At 39.1% G+C, this 18,272-nt stretch carries 22 protein-coding genes; 16 read left to right on the top strand and 6 right to left on the bottom strand.

Translation table 11 applies throughout. The annotated features are described in order from the left end of the window. Positions 1 to 9 precede the first annotated feature (9 nt). Genes J7E77_RS14685 through J7E77_RS14695 form a run of 3 tightly spaced genes read left to right on the top strand, consistent with a single transcriptional unit; the run spans position 10 to position 2,209 of the window. On the top strand, positions 10 to 663 hold the full coding sequence (locus tag J7E77_RS14685; RefSeq protein ID WP_088085771.1) for a response regulator: 654 nt from the start codon (positions 10 to 12) through the stop codon (positions 661 to 663). A 15-nt stretch (positions 664 to 678) separates the two neighbouring features. Beyond that, positions 679 to 1,128: a GAF domain-containing protein gene (locus J7E77_RS14690; protein WP_214715305.1), complete on the top strand. Its 450-nt coding sequence runs from the start codon at positions 679 to 681 to the stop codon at positions 1,126 to 1,128. Between the two features lie 31 nt (positions 1,129 to 1,159). Beyond that, entirely contained in the window at positions 1,160 to 2,209 is a 1,050-nt protein-coding gene (locus tag J7E77_RS14695) for a PAS domain-containing sensor histidine kinase (protein WP_214715382.1), read from the top strand. A gap of 40 nt (positions 2,210 to 2,249) precedes the next feature. Here J7E77_RS14695 and J7E77_RS14700 read toward each other — a convergent pair whose 3' ends face one another. Next, positions 2,250 to 3,905 carry a glutamine--tRNA ligase/YqeY domain fusion protein gene (locus J7E77_RS14700; RefSeq protein ID WP_214715306.1) on the bottom strand — a complete coding sequence of 552 codons (1,656 nt, stop codon included), beginning with the start codon at positions 3,903 to 3,905 and terminating at the stop codon, positions 2,250 to 2,252. Positions 3,906 to 4,109: 204 nt separating this feature from the next. On the opposite strand from J7E77_RS14700, the gene J7E77_RS14705 reads away from it, so the two are divergent. From J7E77_RS14705 to J7E77_RS14725, 5 genes are all read left to right on the top strand, one after another. Beyond that, positions 4,110 to 5,093 (top strand): Gfo/Idh/MocA family protein, encoded by a 984-nt coding sequence (locus tag J7E77_RS14705; RefSeq protein WP_214715383.1) that lies wholly within the window; start codon positions 4,110 to 4,112, stop codon positions 5,091 to 5,093. A gap of 195 nt (positions 5,094 to 5,288) precedes the next feature. After that, positions 5,289 to 6,302, top strand: coding sequence for a 4Fe-4S binding protein (locus J7E77_RS14710; protein WP_214715307.1), 1,014 nt, complete (start codon positions 5,289 to 5,291; stop codon positions 6,300 to 6,302). 85 nt (positions 6,303 to 6,387) lie between these two features. Continuing rightward, positions 6,388 to 8,367 carry a WG repeat-containing protein gene (locus tag J7E77_RS14715; protein ID WP_251026934.1) on the top strand — a complete coding sequence of 660 codons (1,980 nt, stop codon included), beginning with the start codon at positions 6,388 to 6,390 and terminating at the stop codon, positions 8,365 to 8,367. A 102-nt stretch (positions 8,368 to 8,469) separates the two neighbouring features. Beyond that, positions 8,470 to 9,090 carry an arylformamidase gene (gene kynB / locus J7E77_RS14720; RefSeq protein ID WP_214715308.1) on the top strand — a complete coding sequence of 207 codons (621 nt, stop codon included), beginning with the start codon at positions 8,470 to 8,472 and terminating at the stop codon, positions 9,088 to 9,090. 369 nt (positions 9,091 to 9,459) lie between these two features. Further along, the gene (locus J7E77_RS14725) at positions 9,460 to 9,711 is read left to right on the top strand and encodes an amino acid decarboxylase (protein ID WP_214715309.1); all 252 of its coding nucleotides are present in this window, start codon (positions 9,460 to 9,462) and stop codon (positions 9,709 to 9,711) included. On the opposite strand, the gene J7E77_RS30605 is transcribed toward J7E77_RS14725, so the two are convergent. Both J7E77_RS30605 and J7E77_RS30610 read right to left on the bottom strand, forming a co-directional pair. Continuing rightward, complete coding sequence (locus tag J7E77_RS30605; protein ID WP_251026933.1) at positions 9,704 to 10,042, bottom strand: Crp/Fnr family transcriptional regulator; 339 nt, start codon at positions 10,040 to 10,042, stop codon at positions 9,704 to 9,706. The two genes, J7E77_RS14725 and J7E77_RS30605, sit on opposite strands and share 8 nt — an antisense overlap. Before the next feature lie 42 nt (positions 10,043 to 10,084). After that, positions 10,085 to 10,408 carry a Crp/Fnr family transcriptional regulator gene (locus J7E77_RS30610; protein WP_251026932.1) on the bottom strand — a complete coding sequence of 108 codons (324 nt, stop codon included), beginning with the start codon at positions 10,406 to 10,408 and terminating at the stop codon, positions 10,085 to 10,087. A gap of 156 nt (positions 10,409 to 10,564) precedes the next feature. Between J7E77_RS30610 and J7E77_RS14735 the strand changes: the two genes are divergently transcribed. From J7E77_RS14735 to J7E77_RS31180, 5 genes are all read left to right on the top strand, one after another. After that, positions 10,565 to 10,774: a heavy-metal-associated domain-containing protein gene (locus J7E77_RS14735; RefSeq protein WP_088085779.1), complete on the top strand. Its 210-nt coding sequence runs from the start codon at positions 10,565 to 10,567 to the stop codon at positions 10,772 to 10,774. A 154-nt stretch (positions 10,775 to 10,928) separates the two neighbouring features. After that, positions 10,929 to 11,777: an MBL fold metallo-hydrolase gene (locus J7E77_RS14740; protein ID WP_251026931.1), complete on the top strand. Its 849-nt coding sequence runs from the start codon at positions 10,929 to 10,931 to the stop codon at positions 11,775 to 11,777. Positions 11,778 to 11,934: 157 nt separating this feature from the next. Next, the gene (locus tag J7E77_RS14745; RefSeq protein ID WP_214715310.1) at positions 11,935 to 12,234 is read left to right on the top strand and encodes a DUF5658 family protein; all 300 of its coding nucleotides are present in this window, start codon (positions 11,935 to 11,937) and stop codon (positions 12,232 to 12,234) included. Between the two features lie 107 nt (positions 12,235 to 12,341). Then, positions 12,342 to 13,487, top strand: a complete 1,146-nt coding sequence (locus tag J7E77_RS14750; RefSeq protein WP_214715312.1) for a DEAD/DEAH box helicase — start codon at positions 12,342 to 12,344, stop codon at positions 13,485 to 13,487. Positions 13,488 to 13,678: 191 nt separating this feature from the next. Further along, positions 13,679 to 13,813 (top strand): hypothetical protein, encoded by a 135-nt coding sequence (locus J7E77_RS31180; protein ID WP_282599650.1) that lies wholly within the window; start codon positions 13,679 to 13,681, stop codon positions 13,811 to 13,813. 88 nt (positions 13,814 to 13,901) lie between these two features. On the opposite strand, the gene J7E77_RS14755 is transcribed toward J7E77_RS31180, so the two are convergent. The 3 genes from J7E77_RS14755 to J7E77_RS14765 form a co-directional block, all read right to left on the bottom strand. Beyond that, positions 13,902 to 15,437 carry an FAD-dependent oxidoreductase gene (locus J7E77_RS14755; protein ID WP_214715313.1) on the bottom strand — a complete coding sequence of 512 codons (1,536 nt, stop codon included), beginning with the start codon at positions 15,435 to 15,437 and terminating at the stop codon, positions 13,902 to 13,904. 246 nt (positions 15,438 to 15,683) lie between these two features. Further along, the gene (locus J7E77_RS14760) at positions 15,684 to 15,830 is read right to left on the bottom strand and encodes a hypothetical protein (protein ID WP_214715314.1); all 147 of its coding nucleotides are present in this window, start codon (positions 15,828 to 15,830) and stop codon (positions 15,684 to 15,686) included. A gap of 114 nt (positions 15,831 to 15,944) precedes the next feature. Then, positions 15,945 to 16,319: a DUF1360 domain-containing protein gene (locus tag J7E77_RS14765; protein ID WP_214715315.1), complete on the bottom strand. Its 375-nt coding sequence runs from the start codon at positions 16,317 to 16,319 to the stop codon at positions 15,945 to 15,947. A gap of 119 nt (positions 16,320 to 16,438) precedes the next feature. On the opposite strand from J7E77_RS14765, the gene safA reads away from it, so the two are divergent. The 3 genes from safA (at position 16,439) to J7E77_RS14780 (ending at position 18,216) form a co-directional block, all read left to right on the top strand. Then, positions 16,439 to 17,053 (top strand): SafA/ExsA family spore coat assembly protein, encoded by a 615-nt coding sequence (gene safA / locus J7E77_RS14770; RefSeq protein WP_214715316.1) that lies wholly within the window; start codon positions 16,439 to 16,441, stop codon positions 17,051 to 17,053. 149 nt (positions 17,054 to 17,202) lie between these two features. Beyond that, complete coding sequence (locus J7E77_RS14775) at positions 17,203 to 17,550, top strand: lmo0954 family membrane protein (protein WP_214715317.1); 348 nt, start codon at positions 17,203 to 17,205, stop codon at positions 17,548 to 17,550. 21 nt (positions 17,551 to 17,571) lie between these two features. Continuing rightward, entirely contained in the window at positions 17,572 to 18,216 is a 645-nt protein-coding gene (locus J7E77_RS14780) for a PspA/IM30 family protein (protein ID WP_088085787.1), read from the top strand. Positions 18,217 to 18,272: the final 56 nt, after the last annotated feature.

Consider the following 18,272-nt stretch of genomic DNA (forward strand, 5'->3'; position numbering starts at 1 on the left):
GAGTTAAGAGTGATAAAGATTCTGTTGGTTGATGATCATGCCGTAGTTAGAATGGGTTTAAAAATGCTTTTGAACACAAATCCTGAAATGGAAGTAATTGGTGAAGCATCAGAAGGCAATGAAGGAATCAAAAAAGCCTTGAAGTTAAAACCGGATGTCGTAGTCATGGATTTAAGTATGCCACATGGAAAAGACGGCTTGTCGGCAACGACCGAATTAAAAAAGCTAAAGCCGGAAATAAATATTTTGATCCTCACGATGCATGATGATGAAGAATACCTTTTTCGAGCAATTCAAGGGGGAGCTTCAGGCTGTATTTTAAAAAGCGCCCCACATGATGAACTAATGTCAGCAATCGAATCAGTTGCAGTCGGGGATGCCTATTTACATCCATCTGCACAGAAGCGATTGATGGAAGAATATTTGAGCAGCGTAAAACAAGATGGGAATGATACATATAATCTTTTATCCGAGCGGGAGAAAGAAGTTCTAACACTTATTGCTAAAGGGTATTCCAATAAGGAAATTGCTGAACAGCTGGTAATCAGTGTAAAAACGGTCGAAACCCATAAAGGTAACTTGATGGAGAAACTTCAGATGAAAACCAGACCTGAGTTAGTGGAATACGCAGTTAGGAAAGGTTTATTAGGTTATGGTATTTAAGGAGAGTTACTTGGGATGAAAGAGATTATGGAACTGCAAGAGGTTATCAAGGTTTGCGACAGTCTTATGGCTGTGGTAGGCTGCGAATTTGTAGCCTTGGCGTTGCAAAATGAAGTGGGCCCGGATGTTAGGTGGCATTATGCATCCGCCAATTTAAATGATAAATACAAAAGAATAACCGTCCGTTTCGGTAAAGGGATCGCGGGAAAAATAATCTCAAGCGGCAGTCCGATGATGATAACAGATTTTCCGAATGGAGTTATCGGAAAAGTAACAGATTATCCAATTATGCTTGCTGAAAAACTTGTTTCCTCCTTTGCCGTCCCTTTATTTTTTAATGCTGTACCAAAAGGAGTTTTGCTCATTGGTAATAGGAGAGCCTCAACGTTTACTGAACAAGATCAGCAGTATGTAAGAGAATCCGCTCAAGCCTTGGAACAGATATTAAAGGAGCAGATACTATGAAAGATGCAGGGGGATGTTAATGAACAAGAAAATGGACCAGCCTGCAAATAATCTCGCAGACCTTGAGATAGAATTAAAAAGATCGATGCAAGAATTGGTAGATATAAAATTTGCGCTCGATGAATCTTCTATTGTTGCCATCACAGATTCTCGGGGGATGATTACATATGTAAATGATCAATTTTGTCATATCTCGAAATATTCCAGAGAAGAACTGCTGGGTCAAGATCATCGAATTGTGAATTCCAGGTACCATTCAAAAGAATTTTTTAAAAAAATGTGGAAAACAATTGGTTCCGGTGAAGTCTGGAAAGGTGAAATTTGTAACAGGGCAAAAGATGGTACAAATTATTGGATGGATACCACGATTGTCCCTTTTTTAAATGAAAAAGGAAAGCCTTATCAATACTTAGCGATTCGTTATGAGATCACTGAGCGAAAGCGAGTCGAACGAGAACTTCAAAACATGATGACAACCATCATCAATGTTCAAGAAGAAGAACGTAAGCGTTTGTCGCGAAATTTACACGATGGCATAGGTCAAAATCTTTATAGTCATTTAATAACGATAAATCGACTCCTTGCTGAAATGGATCATCCGCTTCTTTCGCAGATGCAAACAGAAGCAACCCAGTTAATCGAAGAAATCCGCGAAATCTCATGGGAGCTGCGGCCGTCGGTATTAGATGACCTAGGTTTAGTACCAGCCATTCGCTCATTTCTATCACGTTACTCTGACCATTATAGTATTGATGTTTATTTTGAATGCGTGCTAAATCGCCGCCTGAACATCAGCATTGAACTTACGATTTACCGGATTATTCAGGAGGCGCTAACAAATATCCGAAAATATGCAGAAGTTACCGAAGCAACAGTTACTGTTAGAGAGCTGGATGATATCGTCCGGGTTATGGTTGAGGATAAAGGAAAGGGTTTTGAGATTAAAAATCAATCCGTGGGTGTAGGTTTGTTTAGTATGGATGAGCGTGCTCGCTCTGTCGGAGGAGAACTATTTATTAGTTCTTCCCCTGGGATGGGAACCAAAATTATCTTAGAAGTACCCATCACTATTATAGAATAGAAAAAGAACCAGGCAATGTTTTGCGCCTGGTTCTTTACTGTTATATTTTAAAAGAACTTTTTAAGGAAACAATCCTGTTAAATACTAACTTATCGACTGTCGTTTCTTTGGGATCGACGTTGAAGTAACCGTGTCTAAAGAATTGGAATTTTTCCTGCGGTCTGCTTTCCTTCATGTTTGGTTCTACAAAACCTTGTAACACCTCAAGTGAATGTGGATTAACGTTATCAAGGAAGGATTTTTCAGCCCCGTCAGCTTCATCAGCTGTATCCAAAATAAGCGGCTCATAAAGTCGGAATTCAGCAGGAACTGCATGGGCTGCTTCCACCCAATGAATGGTTCCTTTTACTTTTCTGCCTGTAAAACCTGTACCACTTTTTGTTTCAGGGTCATAGGTACAGCGCAGTTCGACGACCTTACCATTTGGATCTTTGACAACTTCTTCACATTTAATGAAATAAGCGTTTTTAAGGCGGACCTCATTGCCAGGGAATAGACGGAAATACTTCTTAGGTGGTTCCTCCATGAAGTCGTCTTGTTCAATATAGATTTCACGAGAGAATGGAATTTTCCTTGATCCCATCTCAGGATTTTCTGAATTGACTTCGGCATCAAGCAATTCAATTTGTCCTTCTGGATAATTCGTGATGACTACCTTTAATGGGTTGATTACACCCATGGTACGAGGTGCTTTTAATTTCAAATCTTCACGGACAAAATGTTCAAGCATTTGTGAATCAACTGCACCTGAACCCTTATGAACGCCAGTTTCACTGACAAAAGCACGAATCGATTCTGGTGTAAATCCTTTTCTTCTCATCCCGGAAATCGTCGGCATACGAGGATCATCCCAGCCATCAACAAATCCCTCGTCAACCAATTGCTTCAACTTTCGTTTACTCATCACAGTATTGGTTACATTTAAGCGGCCAAATTCAATTTGTTGTGGGATGCTTTCCATTTCACAGTTTTCAACAATCCAATTATAAAGGGGGCGTTGGTCCTCAAATTCAATCGTACAGATCGAATGAGTTACCCCTTCAATCGCATCTTCGAGTGGATGAGCAAATGCGTACATTGGATAAATGCACCATTTATCACCCGTGTTGTGGTGCGTCGCATGTGCAATTCGGTAAATAACTGGATCACGTAAATTAATATTTGGTGATGACATATCAATCTTTGCCCGCAGGACCTTTTGACCGTTGTCGTACATACCATTTCGCATATTTTCAAATAATTCAAGGTTTTCTTCTATGGAGCGATCGCGATAGGGGCTATTTTTGCCGGGCGCGGTAAGTGTTCCACGGTATTCACGAATTTCATCCGCTGACAGGTCATCAACATAGGCTAATCCTTTTTTAATTAAAAGAACCGCTCTCCTAAACATTTCTTCAAAATAATTCGATGCAAATAATAAGTTATCCCATTCAAAGCCTAACCATTTTACATCTTCTTTGATCGAATTTACATATTCGATATCTTCTTTTAACGGATTCGTATCGTCAAAGCGTAAATTGGTAAGCCCGTTAAATTCATCTGCCAAGCCGAAGTTGATTACAATCGATTTTGCATGTCCGATATGTAAATAACCGTTTGGCTCTGGCGGGAACCGAGTGACGATTTTGTTGTGCTTTCCGGACTCCAAATCTTTTATCATAATATCTTTAATAAAATTTGATGTATGATTTTCCACCCTTTTCAACCTCTTTCATTCTTAACTACTACTTTATAAATAACATAAATACTGATATTTTTCCATTGTTCCCTACAATTCATGTGAAAAACACACATAAAATGGAATGTTTGCTCATTTTTTTGAAATTCGGAATTGGCAAGTGAGGTTGAAAAAGACTACAATGGTTTCTTGAAGATATATAAAGGAAGGGGAAGTACAATGATTAACTTTGGTACAGTCGGAACAGGGTGGATTACTGAATCATTTATCCAAGCAGCACAACTTAGCGGTCAATGGCAATTAACTAGTGTCTATTCCAGAACAGAGGATAAAGCGAAACAATTTGCAGATACATATAACATTCCTAATTTTTATACAGATCTAGAGGAGATGGCGTCAAGTTCTGAAATAGAAGCTGTATACATAGCATCGCCAAATTCAGTCCATTTTGACCAGACACTAATGTTTTTGAAAAATAAGAAACACGTGATCTGCGAAAAACCGATATTTTCAAATAGTGCAGAGTTGGCGAAGGCATACCAGACAGCGGCGGAAAATGGGGTTTATTTATTTGAAGCAATTCGAAATGTGCATACCCCTAATTTCAAAATATTAAAGGACAAGCTCCCTATGGTCGGGGAGTTGCGAAGTACCATGTTACCATACATGAAATATTCCTCCCGTTATGATTTATTTTTACAAGGGGAGGAACCAAATATTTTTTCTGCTACCTATTCTGGTGGCGCGCTTGTTGATTTAGGTGTTTATCCACTCTATTTAGCCGTCGGGTTGTTTGGTGAGCCCAAGCAGGTAACCTATCACCCGGTCCTCCTCCGCAGCGGTGTGGATGGAAGTGGAACACTTGTGTTAACGTATGACGATTTTGTTTGTACAATCCTATGTTCGAAAATATCTCATTCGGAATTACCTTGTGAAATACATGGTGAAAAGGGAACCTTTGTCCTCGAAGATGCGGCCCCGATTTCAAAAATAACCTTCGTTGACAACCGTGGATTAGAGAGCGAGACCTTGAGTGTCGATCTAGATGAACAAAATATGGTTTATGAATGTAAGAATATTGCCAGGATTATTGAAACCGAAAATGATCAAGAATATCAGCAATTAAAAAGTTGGAGCGAAATTGTCCTTCGAATCACAGAAGAAGCACGGAAACAGAATAATATTTTATTTGCTTCAGAAAAATAGAAACAAAAACAGGCCAGGGGATACATCCTCTGGCCTTGTCTTATGGGGTTTTCTTCAATGGTAATGAACTTAATTGACGTTTTAAAGAATGGTTATGTGAACTCTTTATGAATTCAATATTCTCAATGACTTTTATCACATTCCATGCATTGTATGTTCTTTATAGTTGATGTAACAGGATTGGAGGAAACCCTTATGAAGTCAAAAGCGTGGTATAAGAAACAGCTGAAACGTAAGCCTGTGCAAATTACAAGATATACTGTTCAGGGCTTGTTTCTGCTGTTTTTACTATATGTTGGTCTGCAGTTTTATCAATTTTATCTGCATTTTGAAACCCTCGGAAAAACTCCTTTCGTTGAACGGCCATCTGCGGTCGAAGGGTTTTTGCCAATCAGCGGCTTGGTCGCCTTAAAGGTATGGCTGACGAGTGGAGAGTTTGATGTGATTCATCCTGCGGGTCTGGTTTTACTAGCATTTTTTGTGGGTGCAGGAATTATTCTTCGTAAGTCGTTCTGCAGCTGGATATGTCCTGTTGGAACATTTAGTGAAATGATTGGCTGGTTTGGCAGAAAGATGTTTAAAAGAAATTTTGAAATTCCACGATGGGTAACTTGGCTTTTAGCACCTATTAAATACTTATTGATGCTCTTTTTTGTCCTAATGGTTGTTCAAATGCCTGCTTTTACTGCTAAAAGCTTTCTCGAGGAGCCGTATAATAAGGTCTCTGATGTGAAAATGCTTCTTTTATTCACCAATCTTGGCGGCTTTGCCTTGAAGTTTATTATTGTGATCTTCATCTTGTCATTATTCTTTAGAAACTTTTGGTGCTGCTTCCTCTGTCCGTACGGTGCATTAATTGGTCTTGGAAGTATCTTTAGGATTACAAAAATTGAGCGGAATGAAGATACTTGTACAAACTGCGAAATGTGTACAAAGGTTTGTCCGCAACGATTAAAGGTACACAAGGTGGAGACTGTAAATTCTCTTAATTGTTCAGCATGTATGTCCTGTGTAGAGGCATGCCCCGTAAAAGACACACTCAACATGACGGTTGCGCGTAAAAAGGTGAATAAATGGTTTGTACCAGTTACCTTCTTCGTGCTGTTTTTCGTTATTATTACTTTTGCAAAAATAACAGGTCACTGGGATTCAATCATCTCCTATGAAGAATGGAAACAACTAATCCCAGAAGCCAAAAACATAAAATAATTAGCGGTGTTTTCCCGTATGAGTGTTAAACACATAGCCCACATTTCATCATATAAATATAGAAAACTAAAATGGGTGAGTTATGATGTTTGGATCTAACAGAGAATTAATAACTTGGATAGTGCCATACCTCCCAGCTGGAGCAGAATTGGAATATCGAGATTCACAAGCGATGCTCAAATATATGGATATAGATGGGGATGGCCTATGTGAAATATTTGGGGTGTATCGTCTTAACCGAAAGCCCTATTTATTTGTTCTGAAAAATTACTTTGGTCATTTTATATATTATTATCCCATGCCTCCTGAGGTAGAGAAAAAGGCGGTCCGAGTGCTTTCAATTTTTCGAGATACAAGAGCCGTCTACCTTTTCCCAGTGGTGAAGAAAGAAATTGGCGGAAAGAAGTGGGGCTATATCGATGCGAAAGGGAAACAGATTCTTCCTAACAGCTATGAACATGCCGAGGATTTTCAGGAGAATGGTTTAGCTATTGTTGGTTTAATGGACAAATCAGGAATTATTAATGCCCAAGGGTATTTTATTGTGCAGCCCAAATACGATACAATTAATCCTTTTTCAGAAGGCCGGGCCGTTGTCAACGACCCTCAAGGATTCAAGGTGATTGATGAAAGTGGCAAAGAAATCACGGATCGGCCTTATTCGATTATTGTCGGAGAGTATAAAGAGGGGCGCGTACGTGCTGTAGAAATAGATGAGCATGGGCAGTATTTATACGGTTATTTGAATAAACGAGGGAAAGTGGTTATTCCGATAACCTTTGAAACCGCAAGTGATTTTGATCAGGGGAAAGCAATTGTAAAAACAAAAGATGGCAGTTTTCAATTAATCGACCTTACCGGAAAGACATTACAATCGTACCCTTATGCTTATGTCAGTAATTATGGCCAAGGTTTGCTTGCATTTAAGGAAAACAACGATGGGAAGATTGGATATATCGATGAACAGGGGAAAATCGTCATAGAGCCTAAATTTTCATCTGCAGATTCATTTATAGACGGGCGTGCCATTGTTAGTTTGTCAGATAATAATAGGGAACAGTATGGCGTTATTGATCGAACTGGCCATTATGTGATTAAGCCAAACTATAACCAAATCTTATATCTAGATGAGGGACGCTTTGCCATCGGGAAAGAGATGGATCCGAAACTACCCTGTAGGAGGTTTATTTACGCCTTAGCAGATTCGGGTGGTCATATCCTTACAGGATTTATCTTTAATGGAATCACCAAATTTCAGGACGGCCTTGCCTCTGTCTCCGATGCTCAGCATACCTACTTTATTGACAAACTTGGAAAGAGAATCGAACAGCTGCCAATGGTAAGGGGCAGCGGCTCGCTTAGTTTTGAGAAAACGTTAATCAAAGGTGATGTTGACGAGCGCCTGCACTATTTTAATCGAAATGGTGAGTTACTCTGGAAGCAAGCCACGATTGTTCCGCTAAATAATAACTACTCAATTGTCGAGCAAAAATATAAGCCGAATAAGGATTATTTAGTCTATTTCCCGCAGATTGAAGGTATGAAAATTCATCATGAAAATGTAAATCATGCTTTAAAGGAGCTAGCGGGGGTAAAACCCATGCCGGCACACACACAATTGGAATCGAATTATACGGGGGATTTTGAGGTTACCCTTTACGAGAAAAATTTACTGGTCATTAAGATAACAGGGTATGACTACCCGTTTTGTGCCGCTCACGGTATGCCAGTGGAAAAATATACTCATATTAACCTAAAAACAGGCTCGATCTATCAATTAAAAGACCTCTTTAAGTCTGGCAGCCCGTATGTGAAAGTTATCAGTGATTTGATTGGTGATCAAATAAAAAGTAATGAAAAATATTCATCTTACTTATTTCCTGATGAGTACCATGGAATCCAAGCTGATCAGCCATTTTTTATTAGTGAGGCGGGCTTGAATATCTACTTTAATCCATATGAAATCGCCGCTTTTGCAGCTGGTTTTCCTACCTTTACCATCCCTTTTGAGGACCTAAAGAATATCATTAATGCTAACAGCGAATTTTGGAAATCGTTTCATTAATAAAGGCAGGAATCAAACCTGTCTTTTTTTCATGGATTCTAATGAAAAAGAATGAAATAATGGTGATACAGTCAAGAATAGTGTCTAGGGGAGTGTATTGGAATGAAGATTTTTGATGTTTCTAGAAAGCTAATAAACGGGATGCCAGTTTGGCCGGGTGATACCGCCTTTAAATACGAGGTCTCATGGCCAATGGAGGAAAGCGGCTCTGTTAATGTTGGCAGACTCGAATTAAGTACCCACACGGGAACACATGTGGATGCTCCGTTTCATTTTGATAACGCGGGAAAAAAAATCATTGAGTTGGACCTTAATCTATACATCGGTCCAGCGAAAGTTATTGATATGATTGGAAAGGAAAGCATTGGTGCAGCTGATTTAAGAGAGATGGATCTTGATGGGTGCAAACGGGTGTTGTTCAGAACCCTTGCGTGGGAAAATCCCAATCAATTCCCTGAAAAGATCCCACATATTGAGCCAAACTTAGCTCCTTTCTTAGGAAGGAAAGGGATTCAGCTTATCGGCTTGGATATTCCATCTGTTGATCCAATCGACAGTAAAGAGCTGCCTGCCCATCATAGTTTGAATGAACATGGCATTCACATCCTAGAGTCACTAATGCTCGATGAAATCGAACCAGGAGATTACGAACTCATTGCCCTGCCGCTCCCATTAGTCGAAGGAGACGGGAGTCCAGTTCGCGCAGTCCTGCGTCAGAAATGAAATGGTGTCAGGCACCATTATGGATAAAAAAGAAGCGTGAATCTCAACTGGATTCACGCTTCTTCTGTTAAAGGCCACAATCAGATTTGTTTGGTTTAAGAAATAACACATCAATCTAAAAGGAAAAACCTCCAAAGTCTCTTCGTCCTAAGTATGTTTTCTACGAAATACTAGCCAGTAACTCCCCAGTCCGAAGATAAAAAATAAACCGACCAAAACAGGAATAACATAATAGGAATACACAGTGTATTGAGCCGTATTTATCGTACTTATTCCAAACTCAAACTTGATATAAATCAATTTCATTAAAGAAGAATGGTGATAAACTGAAGCATAAACTTAAACTCTTAACAAAGGGGAGCGAGAACTATGTTTGAAATAGTTGATAAAAAAGCAGTCATGGATATCCGCGAGCGCATTGCAAAGGGGGAACATCCGCGACGAGAAATAATAAATTTTGTGAAAGCTGCACCTGTAGGAACCTTATTTGAAATTCATTTGCCACATCGTGGTGAACCGCTTATTGGCAGTTTACAATCATTAGGTATGAATGTAATTGTCAACGAAATTGAACCCATGCATTTTAGACTAATGGCAATAAAGTTAGATGAAATTAACTAATACCTGCGATCTGCTTAAGCCGGTGCAACTCTAGAATCTGTATTTGGCGGCGTCCGACCATGCTAATCAGCTTTTGCGACATGAACGACAACAACTTTCTGCTTACCGATTCTGGAGTTGTTCCAATATAACTAGCTAAATCCTTTTTTGTGATTGGCAAGGAAAAGGTCCCGTTCTTAGCAATCATTTTATCATGAAAGAGAATAAGTGCTCTTGCAAGCCGTTGTTCAACCTCTAGTAAACTTAGGAAACCAACCGACTCATCTGCTTCAAATAGCCTGTCGTTTACGGCCAGTAAGAATTGGTAAGACAACTCCGCGTTATTTTCCATTGTTTTAAGAAAGTCCTTTTTTTCGATATAACAAATAACCGTTTAAGATCCCACGGCTTCTGCATTCATATAGTGTTTTTCATTTTTTAATAATGAAAATAACCCAAAGAAGTCCCCAGGGAACAGCAATCTAACAATTTGTTCTTTCCCTTCTGGGGACATTTTTGTTAACTTGATCAGTCCTTCATTGACAACGAATAATGTTTCAGAATGTTCTCCTTCTCGAAAAATAAATTCTCCTTTCACAAAGCTTCTGCTTCTTGTTACCTTTTGCAGCTGTTGACGATCCGCTTCCTTCATTCCTTTAAAAACAGGTACGGATGTAATGCACGATGATTCCTGAGAGCAGCAATGGTTACAACACATTCTTAAGTCACTCCTCCACATTTCTATTAACTTGATAGTATCTGTTTTGATCAATCCTTGTAGTGATTTACATCAATTCTGCTTTTCTTGATATAGATCAATGTTAATGAGAACGATTCGCATTACAATAAAAAAAACAAGAGGTGATTGATTCGAATGAGTATCATGGAATTGGCATTGAATGAGGTCGCATGCTCAGGATGTATCGGGAAGATTAAAAGAGAGATGCAAAGAACCAATGGGATTGAAAAAGTAAAGATCATGTCCGGTAGTGGAAAAATCAAAATAAGCTTCAATGAAAATATTATTCATTCGGAGGAAATTAATCGTAATCTGTATAAAATGACTTTGCGAACATTTGATTAAAGGCTGCTCCTTGTGGGCAGTTTTTTTTTGAAAATAAAAACTATATTAAGAACGGAAAATTCGTTATAATATTAACGTTAAAGAACCAAGGATAAGAGGTTGTAATAATTTTCCCTTACAGATAAATAATAAACAAAAAGGGAGGGATTTTTTTTTGGAGCGCAATCAGGATAGTAAATTTGAAGAAACCTTTCTTCCAGTGACCTCAATCGGCAGTGGAGTTGGAATGGCAATTTTGCCTGATATTTATTGTTACACCGACAAAATCGTGAACCTAGTAGTTGTAGGCAACCCGAATGAGTCGGAGGATTTTGTTTTAATTGACACGGGCATGCCAAAGTCAGCAAATGAAATAATGGAAATGGTTGAAGAACGTTTTGGTGAGGGTGTCCTTCCTAAAGCAATCGTATTAACGCATGGACATTTTGACCATGTTGGATCTGTGGCTGAATTGTTGGAGGAATGGGAGATTCCGGTTTATGCACATGAGCTGGAAATTCCTTATTTGACTGGAAAGTTAGATTATCCGCCGGGTGACCCTAATGTTGATTGTGGACTTGTTGCAAAAATGTCGCCGATGTTCCCCAACCATGGAATTGATATTAGTGCGCATGTTCATATGCTTCCTGCAGATGGAACCGTTCCAAATATGCCTAATTGGAAGTGGGTACATACACCCGGGCATACGCCGGGACATATCTCCTTATTCCGTGAACAAGACCGGACACTGATTGCCGGAGATGCATTTGTGACGGTAAAACAAGAATCCCTTTATAAGGTAATGACGCAAACACAAGAGATTAGCGGTCCCCCAAAATATTATACAACTGACTGGGATGCTGCTTTTGAATCTGTAAAAAAGTTAGAGGCACTCAAGCCGCAAGTAGCAGTGACTGGTCATGGACTTCCGATGAGTGGGGAGGACCTAGCAGAAAATCTAAATTATTTAGTGGAGCATTTTGCTGAAATTGGCCGGCCTGACAGTGGGAAATATGTGAATTAGTAATTTCTGAAGAAACTAGGGCTGTTGACTCATGCAGCTCTTTCATATCACTTTCTCGTTCGTTTTTAAGAACAAAAGAAAAACTCTTTAGGTATCAGCATAAATATCATTAGAAATAATGGAGACTACTTGAACTAATTCATTTGAGGTGGAAATAATGAGACTCTGTTTCTTTTTACTAGTTGCTGGACTGTTGGATGCTGTTCTAACCCATTTTGGAATTGTTTCAGGTATTGTTGAAGAGGGAAATCCAATGATGAAGCTTGTAATTGAAAAAAGCTGGTCCTATTTTTACATCATAAAAATCTTTCTGCCCCTCTTGTTGCTTGGTTTGTTCTACTTGCGACCACTAAAAGGGTGGATTCGGACTCTTTTGGTTTCCACCTGTGTTCTTTATCTCTCCGTCTTGGTTTATCATATGGTGTGGATTGTCCTCTACTTTAATACTGCATCATGACTTTTCCTCTATTCCCAACTAGACACTCCAAGGTTATTCAGTTAGTATCAATACGATATGGAAAGACAAATAATAAGAAAAATGATTTTTATATAAAGGAGTTCAATATGTTAAATACCCTAAAACCATACTTGCAGGAAGCCTGGGAAAAGTCAGGATTTCAACAACCGACTTCCATTCAAGTTGCCGCTATTCCAATGATTCTTGAAGGCAAGAATTTAATTGCCGAGTCACCGACAGGTACTGGAAAAACGCTAGCATATTTGCTGCCATTGTTAGATAAAATGGACCCAAGTTTACAATCTCTCCAAGCGGTTGTGTTAGCTTCTTCGCAGGAGCTGGTGATGCAGGTCTATCAAGAATTTCAAAAATGGTCGGAAGGCAGCGGAATAAGGGGCACTTCAATTATCGGCGGAGCCAATATGAAACGCCAGCTTGAAAAATTAAAGAAACGCCCGCATGTTATTTTTGCAACACCTGGTCGTCTATTTGAACTGATCAAACAGAAAAAGGTGAAAATGCATGAAGTAAAATTGGTTGTTCTCGATGAGGGTGATCAATTACTTATTCACGAGCATCTTAATACAGTCCAAAACATTGTGAAATCAACCATGAGTGACCGCCAAGTTGTTTTGTTTTCTGCTACAATGAAACCGGCAACAGAGAAATTGGCAAAAGAAATGACGAAGGACCCGGAAGTTCTTCGCATCGAAAAGGATGAACTTGCTTCGTCTGGAGAAGTCGAGCATATTTATTTTTCATGTGATCCAAGAGATAAAATCAAGCTCCTCGAAAAAATCACGCGCTTAGAAAATAGTAGATCGCTTGCGTTTATTAATGATATTGGTGAAATTGAAGTATTTAAGGAAAAATTACATTTTAAAGATTTATCGATCGGAATCTTGCATAGCGACATGAAAAAGCTCGAAAGGCAGGCTGCATTAAAGTCTTTCCGTGATGGCAAAATGAACATGCTAATTGCTACAGATGTGGCGGCGAGAGGACTTGATATCCAAGGGGTTACCCATGTGGTCAATATTGATTCTCCGAAGGATATATCGCAATATGTGCACAGAGCTGGAAGAACAGGAAGAATGGGTGCAAATGGGATTGTAATCTCGCTTGTTACCGAAAGGGAAGAAAGAGAATTGAAACAGTATTGCCGTGAGTTAAACGTTCCGTTGCATAAAAGAGTGTTTTACAAAGGTCTGATTTCTGAAGAAGGACAAAGAGACCAGAAAATACGGAGATAATGTATGGTGGCTTGAAGAAGCTGCCATCATCGAGATTCAGGAAAAGTTTGGAAATGGCGAACTTACATCCAAAGAACTAGTATTATGAGCAAATGACTAAATTTAGAAAAAGCTCCAGTCCTCAAAAAAGAATAAGACTAATTATTTTCACTCATACTATCAATGTATTTCTCGAAAAAGGAGATGGTAGTGTGGGAAGACAGAAGCTTGGTAATCAAAATGCTCAGCGTAATAATAATCGCAAAAAACCAATGAGAGATAGTGAAGAACTGGTTGAATTTACAACTGGAGAAGCACTAAAACATAACCGTCCAAATAGTAAATAACAAAATGCGCCTCCTTCTTGAATAGGGAGGCGCATTTTTTTATGGGAAATCATCACATTTATAGATATCTTGTTAAACACGACGAAAATCACTCTTCTGCAAGTAATTTAAGTGCTTTTTTAGCGGGGCCCTCAATAACATCGCCTGAATAAGCATAACGTGAACCGTGGCACGGGCAATCCCAAGATTTTTCAGCATGATTCCATTCACACTCACAGCCAAGATGGGTGCAGGTGGTGTCGACAACATATAGTTTACCGTTTTCATCCTTATAACCGCCGGCCCTTTTTCCGTTATACATGACAACGGAGCCTTCACCCACCTGTAAATCATCTGCGGACTTATCCGTATACTCAAGTTTGCCTTTAATTAGATGTTTAGCCACATCTGCATTGGTTGTGATGACACTCTTTAAGTCGGGATCAGCTTGGAATCGGGACGGTGAATAGAGCTTCATATATGGGTTGTCCCTTTCCATAACATAATCGGTCAACAAGTGACCCGCGAGAATCCCTGTTGTCATCCCCCATTTTTTATAACCCGTGGCCACTAAAACATTCTCACGGCCTTCAGTATAATGTCCAATATATGGAAGTTTGTCTAGTGTAACCATATCCTGGGCAGACCAGCGATAATCGTACTCCTTAATCCCAAAAACCTCTTCAGCAAACGTTTCGAGTGCTTCATAATGCTTCAGCGTGTCCATTCCTTGCCCCGTTTTATGATTTTCACCACCGATGATCAATAACTTTTCCTTTTCCCCATTAAGCGGTGTATAACGAATCGATCGAGGTGGGTTATCGGCGCTGATATACATGCCACCAGGGTAGTCCTTATCTGTTTTTATCCCGATTGCGTAAGACCTGCTCGCATACATTCTCGCAAAGTAAAGCCCTGGTTTATCATAAAAAGGGAAATGGGAGGCAATAATCACATGCTTGCATGATACTCTTTGTCCAGACTTAGTAACAACTTTTGGTTCCGTATCATCGTCCTCAATGTCTGAAGCGACTGTATTCTCATAAACAGAACAGCCCGCCTTAACCGCATCATCTAATAGTGCTTTTAGAAATTTAAGCGGATGATATTGCGCTTGATTGCGCATCATGAGAGCGCCTTTTGCAGGAATATTAAAGGGGATCGTATCCTTTAAAGCCCCATCGATTTCTAGACTTTTATACGCTTCCCATTCCGTTTTAAGCTTGTCGACATACTCATCCGTCGTTGCATAAACATAGGCGTCTTGCTTACTGAAATCACAATCAATTCCTTTTTCCTCCACGCAGCTTTCGACAAATCGAATGGCATTCATATGTGATTCATAATAAAGCCTTGCTTTTTCTATTCCAAAATGATTTATTAATTCATCATAAATAATGCTATGCTGTGCCGTTAATTTTGCAGTTGTGTGGCCAGTAGTCCCATTCAAGACACCACCTGCTTCTAAGAGGGCCACCTTTAAGCCTTCCTTTGACAGCAAATAGGCAGCGGTAATTCCAGATATCCCGGCACCAACAATCGCAACATCCACAGAAAGATCTTGTTCTAATGAATTAAAAGGAGGTAATTCTATTTCACGCCAATACGTTTTTGGGAATTTTGGGATTTTTTCAGAAGAACTCATATATACTCCTCCAGCCTAAAAAAATGACATCAAATTTAATTTTTCCAAAAGTGATAAAATTAATGTAGGTATGGAAATATTTCCTTAGTCGCAAAAAAAGAACCTTGCTTTATGCATGGTTCTTCCCGTTATATATTAAGAGGTTTAATAATGACGATCCCGTGGTCTACAGAATCTGAATTAACTTAGCAAGATGCCGACGCATATGACAAACCTTAAACTTGGCTTTGACTGAATAAGAAAGAATCATTCCTCTTTATCAATTTTTAATGGATCAATACGGGTAGAGTCTTCAGTATTTAAGGCGCTTCTGACGAAATGGAAAAATGTTCCTCCAATACAGCCGAGAAATAAGACAAAACCAATCGTTGTGACCCACCAAATAGCAGACATTGTATTCCCCCTTTGTCTAGCTTAAGTATTAACTTCTTAAGCTTTACTAAAAATATATGCATAAGGGGGGAGGATTTTTCCAATGAATCACAGAGGGAAATATACTATTTTGTTTTAGTCTTTTTTCTTAAGTGCGGCATAGTAGTCAACTTTTTTGATATTGACGCCGACAAAGGTTTCGATAATCGACTGACCGCCGGCAATCGAGAGAATTAAAATAACCACAAAGGTAATACGCGGAAAGAGCAAATAGGCTCCCCCAAGTAAAACAGCGCTCCAAACACCAGCACACCAATAACATTTCAATAAATAACCAAACATCGATGTTGGAACTTCCTTGGTTTCCACTCCATCGGCCGTTTCTACTTTTATTTTCTTAACAAAAGGTTTACGGATAAATTCAGTAATTTTATCAAAGACAATTAAATGAGTTAAACGGTAGCTAGCTAGAATTAACATGATATAGGTCATCCATGATATATCTTCCACGTCTTCAATCCTCCAAAATCCACTTGGTCTCTCCCTAATGGACAGCTCCATTTTATTTTTCATTTCCCTGTATATTTTGAGCCTGAAATCAAAATTATATATTCGGAGGAGGCGAAAAAATGAAAAAATCTTTTTGGTTTAGTTTTCTGTTTTTATTATCACTATTCTGTATTCCAAGTGTGTCTTTTGCCCAGCAAATTTACACCGTTCAGCCGGGGGACACACTTTGGAAAATCGCAGTTAGGTATCAAGTTGGAATTTCCGAAATTATTTCGGCAAACCGGCAATTTTCGAATCCAAATTTGATTTATCCTGGTCAAAAGGTAACCATCCCGAGTTTCGATGCTGTAAAAAGTACTGAAAGCCAGGTAATCCAGTTAACCAATCAGGAGCGTGCAAAAAATGGTTTGAAGGCATTAACACCTGATTGGGAGCTCTCAAGGGTCGCTCGTTATAAAGCCAATGACATGAGAGATAAAAACTATTTCAGTCATACCAGTCCGACCTATGGCAGTCCGTTTGCTATGATGAAAAGCTTTGGGATTTCCTACCGTTCAGCTGCTGAAAACATTGCTGCAGGGCAAACGACGCCGGCTTCAGTCGTTCAAGCTTGGATGAATAGCTCCGGTCACAGGGCAAATATTTTAAGCACGAGATCTACCTATATTGGGGTTGGCTACGCACAGGGTGGCTCACAAAGACACTATTGGGTACAGATGTTTATTTCTAAGTAAGACAAAAGGGTCAGTTTCTTAAGCATTTCGCTTAGGGGCTGACCCTTTCTACGTCTTAGGACCGATATGAAAATCAAGCTCAAGCGCAATTATGATAAACAATGAAAAGAGGTAAGATGAAATCAAGATAAAGAAAGGAGCAAAACAAAATGAAAAAATTTGGTTTACTGTTATCAGGTGGAATTGCAGCGATGATCTTGCTTTCCACAATTGGTCCAATGGTGGGGTTACTCGTCAGCTTAGCACTCCTATACTTCATATTCAAACAGTTCTTAAAAGCTGAATCGACAGGAGGAAAAATTGGGCTTGGGATCATTGGATTCATTGTCCTCATCGCATCGATTCATAACGCTCCAGCAATTATAGGGGTTGCAGCAGCTTATGTGTTATACCTTGTTTATAAAAAATGGAATGAGAAAAAGCACACAACCGTGAAGGAAGAAAATGACCCATTTGTTAATTTTGAAAAACAGTGGAATGAATTGAAAAATTATTAAGAAATAAAGGAGAGAATGAACATGACAAACTTATTCACAAGAATTAAAAACACGATTACAGCAGATTTACACCAGGCACTTGATCAAAAAGATAAACAAAATCCAATTGCTTTATTAAATCAATACCTACGCCAGTGTGAGCAAGAAACAGAGAAAGTTAGAAAGCTATTAGAACGTCAATACACACTGAAAGATGAATTTACAAGAGAATATCAGCAAGCTTCCCAGTTAGCTGAAAAAAGAAAGTATCAAGCTGAAATTGCTTCTAAAGCAGGCGAATCAGAACTTTATCAGTTTGCTTCAGCAGAGCATCAGCAATATGCAGACCGTGCAAGCCGCTTGAGTGCATCACTTGAACAAGTAAAGAGTCAACTAGTAGAATTAGAAAGAAAGTATGAAGAAATGAAGCACAAGCTAAAAGATATGCACCTAAGACGGATGGAATTAATGGGCCGTGAAAATGTAACACGAGCGAACCTCCAAATCAACCAGGTGCTTGATTCTAATACGTATTCAGATAAATCCTACTCGAAGTTTAAAGATATTGAAAACTATCTTGACCGCTTAGAGCATCAAGTGAATAGCTCATACTACCGTAATACAATCGATGCTCGTGTCGCACAACTAGAAAAAGAAATGAAATTGGAAGAAAGCAAGTCCATTTAAATACAAAACATGATATGCTAAATAAAAAAGCGGAAGCGCCCCTAGGCGCTGGAGCT

The sequence above is a fragment of the Bacillus sp. ISL-77 genome (assembly GCF_018613105.1).